This is a genomic window from Flavobacterium sp. H4147, assembly GCF_029360735.1.
GTDB lineage: Bacteria > Bacteroidota > Bacteroidia > Flavobacteriales > Flavobacteriaceae > Flavobacterium > Flavobacterium endoglycinae.
On sequence record NZ_JARKNB010000002.1, the window covers coordinates 304,364 to 325,805 of the forward strand.

At 38.5% G+C, this 21,442-nt stretch carries 9 protein-coding genes; 4 read left to right on the top strand and 5 right to left on the bottom strand.

The window, feature by feature from the left end; all coding sequences use genetic code 11:
* Nucleotides 1–66 precede the first annotated feature (66 nt).
* Entirely contained in the window at nucleotides 67–2,007 is a 1,941-nt protein-coding gene (locus P2W75_RS09195) for a glycoside hydrolase family 97 protein (protein ID WP_276380126.1), read from the bottom strand.
* Between the two features lie 593 nt (nucleotides 2,008–2,600).
* Here P2W75_RS09195 and P2W75_RS09200 point away from each other — a divergent pair.
* From P2W75_RS09200 to P2W75_RS09215, 4 genes are all read left to right on the top strand, one after another.
* Entirely contained in the window at nucleotides 2,601–5,462 is a 2,862-nt protein-coding gene (locus P2W75_RS09200) for a TIM-barrel domain-containing protein (RefSeq protein WP_276380127.1), read from the top strand.
* 280 nt (nucleotides 5,463–5,742) lie between these two features.
* Nucleotides 5,743–7,830: a beta-galactosidase gene (locus P2W75_RS09205; RefSeq protein WP_276380129.1), complete on the top strand. Its 2,088-nt coding sequence runs from the start codon at nucleotides 5,743–5,745 to the stop codon at nucleotides 7,828–7,830.
* Between the two features lie 96 nt (nucleotides 7,831–7,926).
* Nucleotides 7,927–9,882, top strand: coding sequence for a sialate O-acetylesterase (locus P2W75_RS09210; RefSeq protein ID WP_276380130.1), 1,956 nt, complete (start codon nucleotides 7,927–7,929; stop codon nucleotides 9,880–9,882).
* A gap of 139 nt (nucleotides 9,883–10,021) precedes the next feature.
* On the top strand, nucleotides 10,022–14,029 hold the full coding sequence (locus tag P2W75_RS09215) for a two-component regulator propeller domain-containing protein (RefSeq protein ID WP_276380131.1): 4,008 nt from the start codon (nucleotides 10,022–10,024) through the stop codon (nucleotides 14,027–14,029).
* A gap of 121 nt (nucleotides 14,030–14,150) precedes the next feature.
* On the opposite strand, the gene P2W75_RS09220 is transcribed toward P2W75_RS09215, so the two are convergent.
* The 4 genes from P2W75_RS09220 to P2W75_RS09235 form a co-directional block, all read right to left on the bottom strand.
* Nucleotides 14,151–15,077, bottom strand: a complete 927-nt coding sequence (locus tag P2W75_RS09220) for an esterase family protein (protein WP_276380133.1) — start codon at nucleotides 15,075–15,077, stop codon at nucleotides 14,151–14,153.
* 15 nt (nucleotides 15,078–15,092) lie between these two features.
* Nucleotides 15,093–16,667: a glycoside hydrolase family 43 protein gene (locus tag P2W75_RS09225; RefSeq protein WP_207296395.1), complete on the bottom strand. Its 1,575-nt coding sequence runs from the start codon at nucleotides 16,665–16,667 to the stop codon at nucleotides 15,093–15,095.
* Between the two features lie 21 nt (nucleotides 16,668–16,688).
* Entirely contained in the window at nucleotides 16,689–18,893 is a 2,205-nt protein-coding gene (locus P2W75_RS09230; RefSeq protein WP_276380134.1) for a glycoside hydrolase family 3 C-terminal domain-containing protein, read from the bottom strand.
* An 82-nt stretch (nucleotides 18,894–18,975) separates the two neighbouring features.
* Entirely contained in the window at nucleotides 18,976–20,991 is a 2,016-nt protein-coding gene (locus P2W75_RS09235; RefSeq protein WP_276380135.1) for a glycoside hydrolase family 97 protein, read from the bottom strand.
* Nucleotides 20,992–21,442: the final 451 nt, after the last annotated feature.

Here is a 21,442-nt window from a genome sequence, read left to right on the forward strand (position 1 = left end):
GTCAAAACTACATTTGCTTTTTATTGCTTCAATTCTGGATAAATCCACAATGAGTTCTATAAATTTTTAGTTGGTTAGCAGGACACCTCCATTACAAGGAATTTTAATATGTGCTCCACTCTTTGATCTGTACCTGATGTCCGTTATTTTTCCATTTAATAATTCATCATCCTGATAATATCTAAGAGTGGTACCCTCCGAGATCATTGGCAGTTTTAATTTTAATTCTAATGGTTCTTTTTGCGCGTTAATCCCACCGATATACCACTTTGCTCCTTTTCTTCGGGCCAGCACAACATATTTGCCTGGATATCCTTCTAAAAAACGAACTTCATCCCAAGCTGTAGGCACTTCTTTCATAAATTTTATAGCCCAGTCTGGAGCATCATTTAAATTATTAGGCGCCAAAGCAAAATGCTGCACGCCGCTCTGAAAAAGCACAGAGGTCGCTAAAGCAAATACATCGGAAGTCATTCTTTTTGAGCCTTTATTGGGAATGTTATCGCTATTGTAGAATTTGTTTAAAGCGCTTCCGCCAAAATCCATGCTTCCCACCGCATTTCTTATAAACGTATGCGTTGCCGCATTTATAGCTTCATTATCACAGCTCTGCTGTCCGAAATGCAGATTCTCACTTGCCAGAACCGCTTCGCTGGAAGCGTAATTCGGATACATGCGCTCCCAGCCTCGAGGCAGTGTGCAGCCGTGAAAAATAACCATTATTCCAAATTCATTGGCATCCGTCAGAATATCTTCATACAGTTTCATCGTCACCTGCTTGTCACCTCCAAAAAAATCAACTTTAATGCCTTTAATTCCAATGCTTTTCATCCAAGCCATTTCTTTTCTTCTGATGACCGCATTATCCATCAATCCTCTGGGACCTTGCGGAGCATCATTCCAATACCCGTTTGAATTGTACCATAAATAAAGCCCAACGCCTTTCTTAGCGCCGTATGCTGCTAAATCTACTATTTTATCGCGTCCTATCTGCGTATCCCAAAGCGCATCAACTAGAATGGTTTCATATCCCATCGCGGCGCTGAAATCAATGTACTCCTTCTGCACAGGAAAAGTGGTGTTATCATCCATTTTGATAATCCAGCTCCAAGTCCCTTTTGTGTACTGGTATTCTTTAGATGCCTGATATTTTGGCTTAACCAAATCAAACGGAATCGTGGTCTCCACTATCGGAGCAAGCGTTTCTCCAATGGTAATAGTTCGCCATGGCGTTTCTCCCGGAAGCGGGATTCCTGGCGAAGTTGTTCCGTTTCCGTTATTTTCTCCTGGCATCGGAAATCCAATGGTATATAATCCGTTCTCATGCCCTATTAATCGGCTGGCACAATAACCGCTGTCTACACCAGTTTCAGAAATCAAGACCCATCCGCCGTTTACTTTAAACAGACATGGAAAGGTGTATCCATTTCCCAAGCCATTTTTTCCGACGGCATCATCAAGCGAATACGAGGTTTCATAACTTGGAGCTGTTTTCGCAAACCCTGTCATCGGATTGCTTTGCGGACATAGGAATGTCGTAGTTCCTTTTGGCATCAAAAATCCCGAAACTTCCTGCTGAACCACACAGGAAAGTGTTTCTTTCTGCGGATATGCTTTGTACTTAAATGCCAAATTATTATTGCTCACCCTAAAAATCACATCAACAGCAGGCCTTCCATCTTTTGTGAACGAAAAAATAGCTTCATTGGCCGTATAATGAACGCTGCTTTTTTTGATGTTACGCAGCTCATAGGATTCGTCAATTTTATTTTGGATACTATTTGCATCCAAAGTTAATCCAGAGCTGAAATCTCCCGCATTTGTCTTTAAACCTAATGGAGATTTTTCTATAACCGTTTTTTCATTGTATGTTACACTATACTGGGGCATTCCGTTGTTTACAGAAACTGACACCTCAAGTTTTCCGTCCGGACTTTTTACCGCTGATTGGGCGTTTAGTTTAAAGAAACTTACAAGCAATAAACATATGCTAAATTTTACATTCATAATTATAGAAGTTGGTTGGTTAGTTAGTATACTTTTGATTTCAAGATAATTCTGAACATCTGCTTCTTCCGCCTATCAAAATTCCATAATCTTTCATATGCCGTTTTTAATGGATAATAAATTACAGCTCTTATTATTAGCGTAAAAAAAAAGCAACTGGTAAAAAGCTTCCTAATCCTCAATTAGGCCGTTCAGTGCTCCAGCTTTGAAACTTCACAGATGCTAATGTACTCTTTACTTTGAATGCTCAAAAACAATAATACATTTCCGCCAGCCATAAAATACATTTTGCCCCCTTTTACAGCAGCCAAAAACATGATGATACATAAGAGCCTGTCAAATAACACATTTGCACCCCATGTTCTTTTACATTAAAAGATATTTTTACACCCCAGCATAATCAGCTGACAATACAACCTTAATAAGCCTCATGCAGTCGCCAGAAATTGCAGATTGCTATTTTACTTTTACAGCTTGCAATCGTTTGAAACCCTTTTAAAATTTAGTTCGACTGGATATAGTAACTTCTAGATCGGGAAAACATAAATCACAAAACTGCTAATTATCATATAAACCACTCGTAACCAAAAAACATGAAAAAAAACACAATAGCCTTAGGCCTTTCGGCTGGATTACTCTTGGCATCATGTGCTGTAAAAAATTACACCAAAACAGATGACGGTGTTTTAATAGGCCTAAACCCAAGCACAGAAAACCAATTACGCACTCTGCGTCTTCAGGTTTTAGGCAATGATCTGATACATGTTGCTGCTGCAGCCCAAGAATTTCAAAAAGATTCGAGTCTTATTATTGTTCCTAACCAGCAAAAAGTTCCTTTTCACATTAATCAATCAAAAGATTCTATACAGCTTTCAACCAAAACGCTGAATGTTGTGGTTTCGTCAAAAGACGGCGGAATCAAATTTAAAGATAAAAACGGAAAAATACTGTTGGCTGAAAAAGCAGGCGGCGGCAGAACTTTTCTTCCTATACAAGCAGATCAGACAAAAGGCTATACCGTGCGCCAAATATTTGAGTCGCCTCAAGACGAAGCTTTTTACGGACTAGGTCAGCATCAGTCGGATGAATTTAATTATAAAGATAAAAGCGAAGAACTTTTCCAATACAATACCAAAGTATCAGTACCATTTGTCGTATCAAATAAAAATTACGGGTTTTTGTGGGACAGCTATTCTTTAAGCCGATTTGGAGACAGCCGCCCTTATGAGCAATTAAATCAAGTTTTCAAATTATTTGGAAAAAATGGCGAACCAGGTTTCTTAACGGGAACTTACAGCACACCAGAGAAGAAAAATGCGCCGCTGATTCGCGAGGAAAAATCCATTTTCTTTGAGGATGTAAAAAGCATCAAAAACCTTCCAACGGATCTTCCTTTAAAAAATGCCAATGTTACTTATGAAGGCGAAATTGAAGCTCCACAGGACGGAGTGTATAAATTTATATTGTATTATTCTGGTTATGTAAAAGTCTATTTAGACAATCAATTAGTGGTTGCCGAGCGATGGAGAACCGCTTGGAATCCGAATAGCTACAAATTCTCTATGAATCTAAAAGCGAATAAACGCACTGCTTTAAGGATAGAATGGAGACCAGACGGTTCAACTTCTTACTGCGGATTAAGAGTACGAACGCCACAACTGGCTGAGGAAAAAAACAGCCAAGTCTGGTGGAGCGAAATGAACAAAAAAATTGATTATTATTTTGTTCATGGCAATTCTATGGACAGCATAATTAAAGGATACAGAACCCTGACTGGAAAATCTCAAATTATGCCCCGCTGGGCAATGGGTTATTGGCAGAGCCGCGAACGATACAAAACCCAAGATGAAATACTAAGCAATTTAAAAGAATTTAGAACTCGCCAGATTCCAATTGATAATATCGTATTGGACTGGAATTATTGGGAAGATGATGCCTGGGGAAGCCACAAGTTTGACCCTGCCCGTTTTCCTAATCCAAAGGCTATGACCGACTCGATTCATTCGATGAATGCCAAAATGATGATTTCGGTATGGCCTAAATTTTACAAAACTACAGAGCACTTTAAAGAATTCGACCAAAAAGGATGGATGTATCAGCAAGCCATTAAAGACAATGTTCGTGACTGGGTTGGTCCTGGTTATGTAGGATCATTCTATGATGCTTATGCAAGCGGTGCTCGTAAACTATTTTGGAAACAGATCTACGAAAATCTTTATCCTATAGGTGTTGATGCCTGGTGGATGGATGCCAGCGAACCTAATGTATTGGACTGTACAGATATGGAGTATCGTAAAAAATTGCAGGGACCAACCGCTCTAGGCCCTTCAACCGAATATTTCAACACTTATGCCCTGATGAACGCAGAAGCAATCTACGATGGACAAAGAGCTGTAGATTCTAATAAACGTGTGTTTCTTTTAACAAGATCAGGCTTTGCAGGATTGCAGCGCTATTCAACAGCAACATGGAGTGGCGATATTGCGACGAGATGGGAAGATTTGAAAGCACAGATTTCGGCAGGTCTTAACTTTGCTGCAAGCGGTATTCCGTACTGGACGATGGATATTGGAGGATTTTGTGTTGAAGACCGCTATGTGAGTGCACAGCAGCAGTACGACAAAAATGGAAATGAAAACTCTGACAGTAAAGAATGGCGTGAATTAAATGCACGCTGGCATCAGTTTGGAGCTTTTGCTCCGCTATACCGATCTCACGGACAATTTCCTTATCGCGAACCTTGGAACATTGCTCCCGAAGGTCATCCAGCATACGAATCTATTGTATATTACGACCGTCTTCGCTACAGATTAATGCCATATATCTACACGATGGCTGGGATGACGCATTTTAATGACTACACCATTATGCGTCCGTTGATAATGGACTTTCAAAACGATAAAAATGTCGTTAACATCAGCAACCAATTCATGTTCGGATCTGCTTTTATGGTGTGCCCTGTTTACCAATATGAAGCGCGAAAAAGAGAAGTGTACCTTCCTGCTGGCACAAACTGGTATGATTTTTATACAGGAAAGCAGCTCTTAGGCGGACAGACTTTACAGGCAGATGCACCTTATGGACGTATTCCGCTCTTTATTCCTGAAGGCGCTATAGTTCCTGTTGGCCCAGAAATCCAGTATACTGATCAGAAACCTGCTGACAATGTGGTGCTGTATGTTTATAAAGGCCGCGATGGCAGTTTTACTTTGTATGAAGACGAAGGTATTAACTACAATTATGAAAAAGGCCATTACAGTGCGATAAGCTTCAATTACAATCAGAAAAATCAGACCTTAACCATTGGCGAGCGCAAAGGAGATTTTAAAGGCATGCTAAAAGACCGAAAATTTAAAATCGTCGTTGTTGATCCATCCAATCCAAAAGCATTTCTTTCTGATGCTTCTGGAAAAGAAATCGATTATAACGGAGCGCATCAAGTCATAAAAATTTAATCATCTTATCCGTTGGGTGAAATAGAACAAAATTTAATTCTAACACATAGAAACATAGATTTTTATTGCTTCTGCTTAAGAGTATAGAAAAAGCAAGCTTTAACACATAGTGCTAATGTGTACTATTCTAAGTGAAACACCTTAAATGAATCACCTAAAGGCTATGTTTCTATGTGTTAAAATAATTTCACCCAACGGTTTCATCTTAAAACAATCGTATCCAGCACCTGTTAAAACAGCTTTAATGCAGGGCTTAATTGATTCAGAAAAATACAGATCCATGAAACTAAAAAAATATATCATTTGTTTATTGCTGCTGTCTTCAGCAGGCGTAATGGCACAGAAATCTCCTGTTTTCTTTCCTAAAGAAAATCTGATGGCAATGGGGATTTATTACTATCCGGAACACTGGAATAAAAAAGATTGGGAAAGAGACATCAGCAATATTTCTAAGACTGGTTTTGAGTTTATTCACATAGCAGAGTTTGCATGGATAGACATGGAACCCGAAGAAGGGCTTTACAAATTTGAATGGCTTGATGAAGTTATCGATTTGGCTGGCAAATACAAATTGAAAGTTATTTTAGGCACACCTACAGCAATCTCACCCGTTTGGATGGGCATTAAATATCCTGAAATCTATCTGATGGACAGCCATTATCAGAGGGCTGAACACGGAACAAGAGCACAGCAGTCTTTGAGCAATCCCGTATGGAGAAATTTTTCTAAGAACATAATCAGCAAATTGGCAGCGCGTTACGGCCATAATCCAAATGTAATTGGATGGCAGCTTGACAACGAGCCAGAAGCTAAAGAAGACTACAGCCCTTCTTCGCAAGATGCTTTCCGCAAATGGTTAGAGAATAAATACCGTACCATAAGCGCTTTAAATACGGCATGGGGAGCTGCTTTCTGGAGTCAGACCTACAGCAGTTTTGACCAAGTTAAAATTCTAAATGCAGATCACGTTGGATGGTGGGGAATCAATCCGCATGCCTTGCTGGACTTTAAACGCTATACTGCCGATACGCAGGCCGATTTTTTAGATTTTCAGGCAGACATTATCAGACCTTTAATTGCTAAAAATCAGTTTGTAACAACAAATTATACCGCTACTACTCCATCAGCAGATCCTAGAAGAACAAAAAAACTCGATTTTAACTCTTTTACCAGCTATCCTAACAAAGGAGTTTCTAATATTGGAGACAAAGGCTTTCGCCTTGGCGATCCTCAAGAACTTTCTTTTGCCTTAAGCTTCTTTAAAACCAGAGACAATATTTCAGGAATTATGGAGCTTCAGCCTGGTTTTGTCAACTGGGGAAATGTTAATCCTCTGCTGCAGCCTGGCGTAGTGCGCATGTGGCTTTATCATTGTATGGCCGAAGGCATGTCTTTTGCCTGTTCTTATCGTTACCGCCAAATCAATTATGGCGCAGAGCAGTACCACAGCGGCATTACAAAACTTGATGGAACAACCTTATCTCAAGGAGGAAAAGATTACCAGCAGACCATGCAGGAAATGAAATTATTAAGAAAAGCTTATAATCCGAAGGCTGAAATGCCTAAAGAAATTAAGGCTCGAAGAACTGCTTTATTATGGAATTATGACAATTCCTGGAGCATGGGCCGTCAAGCGCAAACAAGCCAATGGAATACGCTATCTTTTTTTCAAAAATATCTTGAAATCGTAAAATCATACGGATCTCCCGCAGAAATAATTTACGAAAACGAACCATTAGATTCTTATGCGGTTGTGGTTGCTCCTGCTTACGAAATAGCCGATGAGAAACTTATTGCCAAATGGACAGAATATGTAAAACAAGGCGGGCATTTAGTCTTAACCGTGCGTACGGCTGTTAAGGACAAAAACGGGCATTTATTCGAAGCAGGATGGGGCGCTCCTATTTATCCTTTAATCGATGCCAAAATTGAAGACTTTGACCATCTTCTGCCTTATGCAAAAGGAACTATCCAAGGTTTCGGAAAAGAGTATTACTGGAACAACTGGGCAGATTTAGTAAGAGCCAATAAACCTGAAAATGTCCTTGCTAAGTACACCAATCAATTTTACGCAGGCACGGCAGCTGTGGTGACCAACAAAATAGGAAAAGGTACCGTTACTTATATTGGGACCGATACAGACGATGGCCAACTTGAAAAAGAGATCCTGCAGCAGGTGTATAATCAGGCTGGAATCGCTGTTGAGCATTATCCTAAAGGAGTTTACGTTAGCTGGCGCGACGGATTCTGGATCGCAGTCAATTATTCTTCAGAAGATTACCAGATCGAAAAAATATCCAATACTGCAAATATTTTAATTGGCGGTAAAACGGTACCCCCAGGAGGCGTAACCATTTGGCAGCAATAAAAATGACTTTTTTCTAAACAACTATAATTCTTAAAGATTCCTGCAACTTCTGTTGCAGGTTTTCATACTGACTAACTATAATTTAAACCACCCAAAATGAAAAAAAATTTAATCACTTTGCTTTTTGCTTTGAGTTTGTGTGCAAATGCAAATGCAAATGTAAAAATGCCGTTGCTTTTTAGCGATGGAATGGTTTTACAGCGCAACAAACCCATTTCTGTTTGGGGCTGGGCCAATTCTGGAGAAAAAATTGAAGTCACTTTTAATAAACAGACTCAGAAAACTAAAGCGGACAAAAATGGGAAATGGCTTTTGTATTTGAAACCTGAAAAAGCAGGTGGTCCTTTTAAAATGACCATTAAAGGAAACAACAGCATTACTATTGAGAACGTCCTAGTCGGAGAAGTCTGGGTATGCAGCGGACAGTCAAATATGGAATGGCCAGTTGCTCAGGCACAAAATGCTGATTATGAAATCAGTCAGGCAGATAATCCTTGGATAAGACAATTTTTAGTAGACAAAGATTTAAATTCGACACCTAAAGAGGAACTCAAAGCTGGAAGCTGGAAAGAAAGCAGTAAAAAAAATACAGGAGCCTTTACAGCAGTGGGCTATTTTTTCGCCAAAAAAGTATACAATGAATTAAAAATCCCAATCGGGATAATAAACTCCTCTTGGGGAGGCACTTGCGTGGAAACATGGACCAGCAGGGAAGCTTTTGAAAAAAGTCCTGAATTCAGCAGTATGATTGCCGACCTACCGAAAATCCCAATGGATTCATTGCTAAAAAATAAACTGGCTACACTGAAAGTACAGATTGAAGATCTTCAAGGATCTAAAATCACTTCAAACTCAGAAAACCAATACAAAACAACAAACTTTGACGATAGTTCGTGGCCAGAAATGCACGTGCCACAATTGTGGAACCAGCAATTGGGCAGTTTAGACGGCACAGTCTGGATGCGCAAATCTTTTATGATTTCAAAAGAAGATGCTGGTAAAGAGGCTTTATTGGAGCTGGGCAAAATAGACGATGAAGATCTTTCTTATGTAAATGGAATTGAAGTGGGCAAGAATACCCAATGGGACAAAAAAAGAATATACAAAGTACCTGCCGGAACGCTTAAAGAAGGTCTTAACACTATTGCAGTACGAGTAACGGATTACAGCGGAGGAGGCGGAATTTTTGGCGATGAGGCTGACTTAAAATTAACTGCAGGCAGTACCATTGTACCACTTGCAGGAAAATGGAAGTTTCAGGTTACAGAAATCAGAACAGACTTGTCTCCAAACAGCTATCCTGCCCTTCTTTACAATTCTATGATCAATCCTTTGATTCCCTATGCTATTGAAGGAGTTTTATGGTATCAGGGAGAAGCTAATGCTACACGCGCCGAACAATATAAAAAAGCTTTTCCGTTATTGATTAGCGATTGGAGAAACAAATGGCATCAAGGAGATTTTCCTTTCTTTTTTGTGCAGCTCTCTTCTTTTAATGAGTTTGGAGGAAACAGCAAAACTAGCAGCTATTGGGCAGAGTTAAGAGAGGCCCAGAATTTCACCCTTCAAACTGTTGCCAATACTGGTATGTGTGTTACGGCAGATATTGGAGATCCAAAAGATATTCATCCAAAAAACAAACAAGATGTAGGATACAGACTGGCTGCCATCGCCTTAAATAAAGTGTATGAAAAGGGAAATGTTTTCAGCGGACCAGCTTACAAGTCTATGGAAACAAAAGGCAATCAGATTCTCTTAACATTTGACAATGCCGAAAGCGGTTTAACGGTTCATGACAAATACCAATATATAAAAGGATTTGAAATTGCAGGATCTGATCATGTTTTTCATTATGCCAAAGCTCAAATAAAAGGCAGTCAGCTTTTGGTATGGAGCGATCAGGTTCAAAATCCAGAAGCAGTCCGCTACGGCTGGGCCGACGATGCCAGCGACTGCAATCTTTATAATCCAGAAAATTTCCCTGCTGTTCCTTTTCGAACAGACGACTGGAATAGCATCACAAAAGACATTAAATACAGCTTTGAAAAATAATTAAGCCTATTACACATTTCAGATGTCCATATCGATTAAAAGAAATAGAATCGATATGGATTGGAATGCTGACTGCGATTTTAGATAAAAACAACCCTTCTGATACTGCAGCTGCAGATAAATGATTAATTTAGACCGAATGAAAAAGCATAAATTCCTCTTATTGTTTCTTGCTCTTTTTGGAATACTTTCTTTCCAAAGTACTCTTGCGCAGTCCAATTATGTTTTTCATCAGTTAAAAACCAGCGAAGGGTTTTCGAGCACCAATGTCAAGACATTTCTAAGGGACAGTTACGGTTTTTTATGGATTGGCACTGAAACTGGACTTAATCGATATGATGGTTACGAATTCAAGGTTTACACGACCAACTCTAAAAAGCCCAATAGCTTAATTTCCAACGATATTTTAGGTCTTCAAGAAGACGGCATGGGCAATATATGGGTCAATTTCGGACATGATAATGCGATATATAACAGAGATAAGGACTGCTTTATTACGGACATCACTTCTCTTTTAAATAAGTTGCACATTCGCGCAGATGCCAACTGTAAAATTTATGTAGACAAGAAAAAGAATTTATGGGTTTTTAATAAAAAAAACATATTTTTCTATGATGTAAAAAATAAACATACTTCCATCTTTACCGGCGTAAACATTGAAGACCCTTTTGCTGTAAGCGTAACAGATAATGGCGAGTCTGTATATTGCGTTGAAAATTCTCAAAAGTGCTGGCAGCTAAATAGCACTAAAGGTCATATTAAAACCATTAAACTCCCAACTCACAACAGAAAAAACGGAACTGACGATTGGCATATCATCTTTCTGGACAGCGACAACGGATTATGGGCCTATTTCAGCAATAATCCTAATGAAGTTTTCTATCGCAATGATCAGACGAAAAAATGGAGCTCTATAACATTAAAATCTAGTGTAGACAGCGATATTAATTTCGTTAGCAGCATTATCGAAAATAAGCCAGGCGAAATATGGATTGGAACAGATCATAAAGGGCTTTTTATTTTTGACAAATCAAAAAACAGCATCACAAACTGTGTTCAAACCCCAAACAAAGACAATTCTCTGCCATCCAACAATATCACTTGCCTATATCGCGACAACGATAGGACTATCTGGATTGGGCACAGCAAAAAAGGGCTTTCTTTTTTTAATGAAAGCTTTAAAAACTTTATCAATTTCAAACATCCTGAATGCTCTGATATTAGCGCCATAATGGAGGATCACAATGAAGATCTCTGGATTGCAACAGATGGAAAGGGACTTTTTAAAAAAGATAAAAAAACAGGAAATACTTCTCGAATTCCATTTCCCAAAGCTGCAATTACCTCTTTATTGGAAGATCGCAAAAACCGCATTTGGATCGGCACTTATCAAAACGGACTGTTTTGCTGGCAAAATGGCGTTATAAGCCAATATACCACGAAAAACAGCAAATTAAGCAACAACAATGTCTGGAACTTAAAACAGGATCGCTATGGCAATATCTGGATAGGGTCTATGGGAGGAAAAATACAGCAGCTTCCGTCCGATGCCACTAGTTTTGATTCTGTGATTTCTGTATTTGAAGATCAAGTTTTTGCACTCGACATGTTTTACGATTCAGGCGATGAGCTTTTGCTGGGCACGGGTTACGGACTTTTCAATATTGATATCACCAACAATAAAAATGTCATCTCGTATGGCAATAAAAAAGGAACGCAAAAATTCAAACACTTTCAGATTTCTACGGTCTACAAAGACAAACACAATATTTTGTGGATTGCCCACAATGATGGCCTTAATGTTTGGGATCCAAAAAAAGATACCATTTATTACTTCAACAAGTCAAATGGCCTTTGCGACAATTCTGTCAGCGCAATACTGGAAGATAATCGCAATAACATCTGGGTTACAACTCCCAATGGGCTTTCTATTTTAACGGTCAGTTATGATGCAAATGATAATTTATCCATAAGCAGTAAAAACTATTCGGTTAAGGATGGACTGATGGATAATTATTTCAACAAACACTCTATACTGCAATTAAGAAACGGTGATATTTTGCTTGGCAATCTGGACGGATATACCATAATCAATCCTAACAAACTGCTAAAAGAAAACAAACCGGTTTCAAAAATTATTTTTACAGGGCTAACTCTTGGAAATCAGACTATAGAAGTAGATTCTATTTATAATGGGCATAAATTGTTGCAGCATTCGACAGAACTGCTTTCCAAGCTTACTTTAAGGCACGATGACAGGCTTATTACTCTTAAGTTTACGAGTACAGATTTATTAAATGCTGATAAGGTCAAGTATTTTTACAAGATTGAAGGGTTTAATTCGGAATGGATTCCTATTCAGGACAATAAAATTGTAATTTCTGCTTTGCCAGCAGGCAATTATAAGCTTTTGGTAAAAGCGTATGATAATGCTTCTGGATGGAACGATAATATCAAAGTATTAGCGTTGAATGTACTGCCTCCTTTTTACCTCACCGTATGGGCGTATCTTTTTTATGGACTCACGATCGCGGGCATTATATGGTATACCGTACGCAGATCAAAAATTCGCCATCACTTAAAATTAGAAGAACAGCGCGAGAAAATGAATCGTGAGAAAGAATGGCAGATTAACGAAATGAAGCTGAACTTTTTCACCAACATAAGTCATGATCTCAGGACTCCCCTAACCCTTATCATAACACCTCTGCAAGTGCTGTTGAACGATGCTATGGATGAGGTCATGCGAAAGAAAATAAATGTTATCCATAAAAATGCACAGCAGCTTCTTTCTTTAATCAATTCTCTGCTAGATTTTCGAAAATTAGATGCAGGAATCGTCAGCTTAAACTTAAAGGCATCCGAATTTGTAAGTTTCGCAGAAGATATCTGCAGTTCGTTTAATGTTTATGCTACTGAACGCCATATCCAATTGTCTTTTGAAAGCGAAATAGACAGTCTGCTTATGGAATTTGATAAAGATAAGATACAAAAAACACTTACCAATCTGCTTTCGAATGCTTTTAAATATACTCCCGATGGAGGAAAAATTCAGGTAGCAATTAGCCGTGACGATACCCAGGTCTGCGTCAAAGTTCGCGACACGGGTTCGGGAATCAGCGATAACGATAAACCGCTTGTATTTGAGAGATTTTATCAAGGAGAACAAAGCCAAAATGAAACAGGCAGCGGTCTTGGATTGCATATTGCAAATGAATACATACATCTTCATGGAGGTACCATAACCATTGAAGATAATATTCCGCATGGTTGTGTATTTACTTTTAAGATCCCAATTAGGGAAAGCTCTGAAAAGAATTTGATGCTTAGTCCTGCTACGATTGATATTCCAAACATTGAAGAGGAAAAAACAGAAAGTCCTACTGAACAAGTGGTTCTTTTTGTAGATGACAATAAAGACCTGTGCGAATTTATAGAAGACAATCTAAAAGACGACTTTACGGTGCTTACGGCACATAATGGCCAAGAAGCTATCGAGTTGCTGCAAAAACACAATATAACGGTTATTGTAAGTGATGTAATGATGCCTGTTATGGATGGCATTGAGCTTTGCAAATTGGTTAAAACCAATATTTACTGGTCGCATATCCCAGTAATTCTGCTTACAGCCCGCACTGCAGAAGAATACCATATAGACGGATTAAAATACGGAGCTGACGATTATATTACGAAACCATTTAATATTCATATTCTCAAACTTCGAATTAATAAATTTATCGAATGGACTAAAAAAAGCCATACAGCATTCAAACAAAAAATAGACATTAATCCGCAGGAGATAACCATTACCTCCTTAGATGAAATTTTTATCGAAAAAGCCATAAAAGCCGTAGAACAGCATATCAACGACACGGAATTCTCGGTAGAAAATCTAGGAGATATTCTAGGCTTGAGCCGAGGTCATCTGTACAAAAAATTGATGTTCATAACGGGTAAAGGACCTGCCGAATTCATTCGAACCATACGTTTGAAAAGAGGACGCCAGCTTCTGGATAAAAGCCAGCTGCAGGTTTCGCAGATAGCCTATGAAGTCGGATTTAATTCGCCCAAAAGATTTTCAAAATATTTCCGTGAAGAATTTGGCCTATCTCCTTCTGAGTATTTAAAACTTCACAAAAAACTATAACAGCACAACAAAAAAGCAGCCTTTAATCATGATTAAAGCTGCTTTTTTTTATTTTCTCAGACTATATTCGTTTTATTTAAAAACGTTTCAAAAAACGACTATAAACTGCTTAAAAGAATTCTTATTTAAAAATATGCTGCGAGAAAAGATACAGATTGTTGGCCCATTCTACATCATCGTGCGCATTGCCATCTACATGCCACACATGAGGCACTTGATTGGTCTTTAAGCAGCCATGAATGCGCTGGCTCACATTAAAAAGCCAGTCTTTATTGCCACAAGAAACCCACAATACTTTAAGATCTTTTCTTGCTGCTTTTACGTCAGGCACAAGTTTAAGAGTAGAAAGTCCTCCCACTTCATTTGTATTAGGTGCTGAAGAAAAGCCTCCAACAAAAGCAAAAGTATCAATATGAGAAAGGCCAATATTCAGAGATTGCCCTCCTCCCATAGATAAACCTGCTAAAGCTCGCTGCTCTCGATTGCGGTATACTGCATAATTTGCTTCAATATACGGAATGATATCCTTCAGAAGATCTTTCTCAAAAGATACTCCATAACTTTTATATCCAATTTCTTTCTCTTTCTCTTGGTCTGGAGTTGGATTTTCAACAGTGATGCTTGAGTTGCAGTTGGGAAAAACCACCAGCATTGGTTTGATTTTTCCGTCACGGATTAAATTATCTATAACATCCTGCGCACGAATCCAGTCAGTCCATTGTCCTTTATCTGAATTAAGTCCATGGAGCAGATAAAGCACTGGGTATTTTTTATCAGATGCATAACCTGCAGGGGTGTAGACTGTCATTTCGCGACGTGTGCCCAATGTTTTAGAATTGTACTGAACCACTGTCAGTTTTCCCGAAGCCAATTCTGCATGCTTGTCCCTAAATCCTTGTGGCGGATCTGGAAATGCTGGTTTGTCGTCGGTATTAAATACTATGGGCTGTAGGTTTAATTTTTTATCCGTAGTATTCTCTGTTTGGGAGTGTACTATAGACCAACAGACCAAAGCTAACATCGTAATTAATCTCGTTTTATTTTTCATAATCCATCCATTTATTTATTCTGCTTTACCAGGCTGATAGGTAAAACTATCAAAATCAGCAAATGCTTTGGTATTTTTGTTTTGCGATGTAGCATATAGTCCAACATACACGCCTGTAAAACCTCCATTGGTCTCAGAACTTAGGTACCAAATATTGATTTTATCTAAAAACTTAAATTCTTTTCCATCCAAAGAATAGTAGAAGCTATAAAAATCCTTATTGCCTTCCACTTTCAAATAAATCTTATCTGCAGGAATTTCCACTTCAGATGCGGTATGGTTCAGTATGCCCATTTTATAACGCAACACTAATTTGTTTTTGCCTTTTTCTGTTTTTTTCAAAAAAAGGTCGTAATGCGCCTGACTGGAGTAGTAGATAGTCATACCCGCTTCATCTCCATCTTTTGCATTATTTAATGACATCACGGTGGAAGCTGAAAAATCAATATGTTCCTGTCTGCGTCCTACAAAGGTTGGCGAATCGTTGTCGTCTAAAGATACTGAAGTGGCTTTTAATCGCAATGAACCTTTCTTTTCGCTAAGTGAATATTGCTGTAGGAAAGGATTTCTGAGATAATTCCAATCGGTTCCGAGCTTTATTTCATCAAAATTAGTAGAATAATCATGAGGTTTTACTGCTTGTACCGGTAAAGTAGGCACATTCATATCTATATTAACCGTGCCATTGCCATTTATTACGGGCCAAGCATTTGCATCCCATCTTACAGGAGCTAAAAATGTTTCTCGACCTAACACATGGTGCAACAAACTCTGCGGACGGAAGCCTAGAAAGACAATCCACCAAGAACCATCATGTGCCTGAATAAAATCGCCATGTCCTGTGCCTTGAATCGGATTGCTCTGAGCAATTTCGTTAATATGCGTCAAAATCGGATTGGCAGGATTGGATTCGTAAGGTCCGTAAATGTTCCTGCTTCGCGCTATGGTTATTTTATGGCCATATTCTGTTCCTCCTTCTGAAATAAGCAGATAATACAAACCGTCTTTTTTATAAATGTGCGGCGCTTCAGGATAGCGTCCTCCTGTTCCATTCCACACCGTTTGTCCTTTGGTGAGTTTTTTTCCTGTTTTAATATCAATTTCGCAGATCGTAATGCCATTCTGATTCGATACAAAATATGATTTGCCATCCTCAAAATATAAAGAAGGATCTATACCGCCTTGATCGACAAAAACGGGTTCTGACCATTCTCCTGCAGGATTATCGGTATGCACATAAAAATTTCCTCCGCCCGATACATTGGTCGTAACCATATAAAAACGCCCTTCATGATAACGGATTGTTGGAGCATAAATTCCAGCCGAAGGAGCACATTTGTCTAATTTGAGCTGAGAAGCACGCGTAAGACAATGCCCAATTTTAGTCCAATTGATTAAATCTTTACTGTGAAAAACGGGAACTCCCGGAAAGTACTCAAAGCTAGAAGTCACCAAATAATAGTCATCTCCAACCCTGCAAACACTCGGATCGGGATGAAATCCTGAAATAACCGGATTTTTGTATCCTTGCGCATTCAAGAAATGGCAGCACCCAACTATACTGATTAAAAGGATAATTATTCTTTTCATAATGCAAATTATTGCAATGCTTTATTTTAAATTAAAATCTGCCACTCCTCTAATATCAGCAGCCGAAGCTCCAATCATTATTCTGAATTTGCCTGGTTCTGCAATCCATTCTTTTTTAGTGTCATCGTAATAAGAAAGATCTTCTTTTGTTAAAGTAAAACGCACTATTTTTCCTTCTCCCGGCTCAAGCGAAATTTTTTCAAATCCTTTTAATTCTTTAGTTGGACGAGGCAGGCTTGACGTTTCGTCATTAATATAAAGCTGTACAACTTCTTTTCCTGCCACTTTTCCTGTGTTTTTTACGGAAACTGTTACCTCTAAAGAGTCAGCAGCTGTAATCGTTTTTGAAGAAACAGCTGGCTTTCCGTACTGGAATGTAGTGTAGCTCAATCCATATCCGAAAGGAAAAAGCACAGGAATTTTTTTAGTATCATACCAACGGTATCCTACTAAGATGTCTTCTTTATAATAGACATTTTTTCCATCACCTGGATAACAAAGTTGATCAAAAGCATGTGCTCCAACATCTTCCAATTTTTTAGGAAATGAAATCGGAAGTTTTCCTGACGGGTTTGCTTCGCCAGAAATAATATCAGCCAAAGCATTTCCTGCTTCCGAGCCCAAATACCATCCTTGTACAACGGCTTTTGCTTTGTTAAGCCAAGGCATTAAAATCGCATTTCCGCTTAATAGAACAACCGCAACATTATTGTTTACTTTCTGTATTTCTTCAATCAGCTTGTCTTGACCAAACGGCAGACTCAACGATTTACGGTCTCCGCTTTCACAATCTTGAAAATAATTTTTATTCAACCCTCCAACAAAGAGCACTATATCTGCATGGCGGGCAGTTTCAATTGCTGCGTTTTGCAAAGAATCAACGTTTAATTTAGAGGGTTCTTCGGCGCCATAAAGCGGTCTTCCCGAAGCATATCCCATACTGTAAACAATATTATTTTCGCCGTATTTATTCTTTAATCCCTGTAAAGGAGAAATTTCGTAAGCTGCTTTCAATGACGTAGAACCGCCACCAACAATCAGACTTTTCACGGCATTTTCACCTATAACCGCAATTTTTTTATATCTGCCTTCTGGAATAGGTAAAAATTGTTTCTCATTTTTAAGCAATACGATTCCTTCTTGTGCTATTTTTCGAGCTGCATCGCTATGTTCTGGCGAAACAAAACGGCCATAAGGACGATTCGCACTCATCGTAGTGCGGAAAATCATTCGTAGAATTCGGCTTGCTTTATCGTCAAGTTTCGACATTTCGTATTTACCCGATTTAATTACTTTCAGAAAAGGATCGGCTAAATAATAACTCGAAAAAGGAAAATGCCCTTGCGTAGTCAATCCGTTTGTATAAGTGCCCATTTCAATATCAAGTCCGCCATTGACCGCTTCATCAGTATTGTGCACACCTCCCCAATCACTAACTACCACACCATCAAATTTCCAGTCAGTTTTTAAGATTTGGTTGAGTAAAATATCGTTATGGCAGCAGTGCACGCCCCATATTTTGTTATAAGCTCCCATGATAGACCATACGTTTCCTTCCTGAACTGCAGCTTTGAAAGCCGGAAGATAAATCTCGTGCAAGGCGCGATCGCTTACGTTGACATTAATTTCACCACGGGCAATTTCCTGATTGTTCAGGGCGAAATGTTTTACGCACGCCGCGACACCATTAGACTGCACGCCTTGCACATACGGAACTACCAATCGCGAAGCCAAAAAAGGATCTTCGCCCATGTATTCGAAATTTCGCCCATTAAGTGGCGTACGGTAAATATTAACGCCAGGCCCTAACAGCATGGTTTTGTTTCGGTATCGGGCTTCTTCGCCAATAGATGTGCCGTAAAGCTTTGCTATCTTTGGGTTGAATGTTGCCGCAAGACACGTTAAAGCAGGAAAAGCAGTGCAGGAGTCATTTGTCCATTGTGCCGAGTTCCATTCATCCCACAATTTTTCATCGCTCACTCCGTGCGATCCGTCTGATGACCATACATCTGGTATGCCTAAACGCGGAACTCCTTTAGAACTGAACTTTGACTGTGCATGGCAAAGTGCCACTTTTTCTTCTACTGTCATTCGCGATAAGGCATCCTTTACACGAACTTCTATTGACTGGCTTTCATCTAAATAAAGAGCAGATTGCGCCCATCCAAAAAATGGCGAGAGGAAAAAATATAGTAATAGTAAAACAGTGATATATCTTTTTTTCATTATAGTATACTTTCTAATTCATTATTAGGTTACGGAACAATATTTGCCCCAATGGCAAAAGAACAATTCCGAGAAATTTTAACTACTTTTCAGGATTAATTATAATTGCAAAACCGCCTCCAGGTGCCATTTGCACTTTCAATTTGCTGGCATTGGTCACTTCAATTATTTCGCGTTTGTAATCTGTTGGGTCTTTTTCAGCATTCAATCCGTCTTTAAAAATTTCTGCTGTAAAGGTTCCTTTTTCAAGGAAAGATAAATCGAATTCTATTTCTCTAGCCGACCAATTGGTTAGTCCCCCTACAAACCACGTATTACCTTTTTTTCTAGCAATGGCAGCGTATTCGCTCACTTTTCCATCCAGCGCCACAGTTTCATCAAAAGTGGTTGGAATTTGAGATATAAATGTGGTGCTTTCCTGCTCTTTCATGTAAGCTGTTGGGCTATCTGCCATCATTTGCAGCGGTGCTTCATAAAGAACATACATTCCCAGCTGATGACATCTTGTACCTTGGCTCATAGGAAGTGAATTGCTTGGGCGAAAATCTGCTTTTGTCGCATTACGCATAGCTCCAGGCGTATAGTCCATAGGGCCAGCCAGCATTCTTATAAAAGGTATACTCGCTTCATAATGCGGCATGTCATCATGTGGTGTCCATTTGGCATTTTCCAATCCTTTAACGCCTTCAAAATTCACAATATTAGGATACGTTCTTTGAATACCCGTTGGCTTATACATTCCATGATAGTCAATAAGAAGTTTATAAGAAGTTGCTTTTTTGGCAATATTATAAAGAGAATTTACCATTTTCTGATCGTCGCGGTCTATGAAATCTATTTTAAAGCCTTTTACTCCCATATTCGAATACTTGGTAAACGCATCATCTAAAACCTGATTTATAGCATACCATGAAGCCCAAAGAATGATTCCAACATTTTTTTGTTTCCCGTATTCGATAAGTTCTTTAATGTCCATAGCTGGCGAAATCTTCAAGATATCGGTTTCTTCGCTCCATCCCTCGTCTATGACCACATATTCAATATTATTTTTAGAAGCAAAATCGATATAATATTTATAAGTCTGCGTATTGATTCCTGCCTTAAAATCTACTTTCGATATATTCCAGTCATTCCACCAGTCCCAAGCCACTTTACCGGGTTTGATCCAGCTCATATCGGAAATTTGTGAAGGCGAAGAAAGTTTTTGAACCATATCATTATTCAAAAGTTCGCTGTCTTTCTCACTTATAATGATTGCCCTCCAAGGAAAACTTCTACTGCCGTTTGTTTCTGCAATATAGTTTTCTCTCTCAGAGACCATGTAGTTCATTTTATTATAGCCTCCTAAACGCTCCTTCTTTGGATAATGGGCAAATATTCCCTTTAGACCATATTGTGCCTCATTATTGCGTGTTAAGAACATTCCTGGATAATCTTGGAGTTCAGCCTCAACAATAGCTGCTTTTTTTCCACTTCCTAAATCAACAAGAAGCGGAGAAATAGCCAAGGTGTCTTTGACAAATTTAGAAAGTGGAATTTCATCATAAAGCGCTTCAAAAGCAGAAGTGTACATGTCTTTTTCTCTTAAATCGCGAACATAGGGCACAAAAGCTTTATGATCTTGGCTAAAGTTAAAACTGGCTTCTTCAGATACAATGGTAATTTTTTTATTCTTATTTGTGAAAAAACGATATGCTACACCATCATTATAGGCTCTTAGTATCAAACCAAAATTCCCTTTAAAATTTACAATGAGCTGATTGTACTGGTCCACAACCGTTTTCTTCTTATAAACAGGCGTTTCAAAAGTAGTATTAGAAGCCGAATTTTTAGTGCTTGCAATTTTCGCATTGTTTCCTAAAATCTCTCCGTTGCTCAATGTTAATGAAATAGCAGAAGGAGCAATGACTTCTGTATCTTTATGTTTTACAGACCATCTGATTTTTGCGCCGTTTTCTAAATTCATCTCAATATTTCCGTTGGGAGATTTGAGGTGAAGCACTTGCGACCATCCGCTTACTGATAAAAATATAAAAATGATTGCCTGTAATAAATTCCTGTTCATTTGATGTGTGGTTATTCTAGTTAGTAAATACATGTTTTTTTGGTACGCTTTGAAAAAACTTAAAAACGTTCGCATATGCGTTATCTCTTTTGAAAAACTGTTTTTGACATCTCGCTGCACTAATTCATATTGGTGCTTTTGAATTATAGTTTCAAAGTTTTTTCAACGGGCAAATTTGACAAGAAAAAATAGCTAACTACGGTACGCTTTGTATTAAAAAGGGGCAATAATTGTTGTAATCATCAATATTTTAGACAATATAAAGATGAATTGATATGGTTTTTCAAAAAGATCTGCTTCCAAAAACAGATAGTGGCTGAGAAATTAAATATAGGTTCTTGCCCGTTGGGTGTAATTGCTCCAAATTTAATTTTAACACATAGAAACATAGATTCAGAAAGCTTAAAAAAGGCGTTTCACTAGTTTAAATGCACATAGTAGCTATGTGAAAGAAATAAAATTCTCTTTTAGACACTTTAAAAAA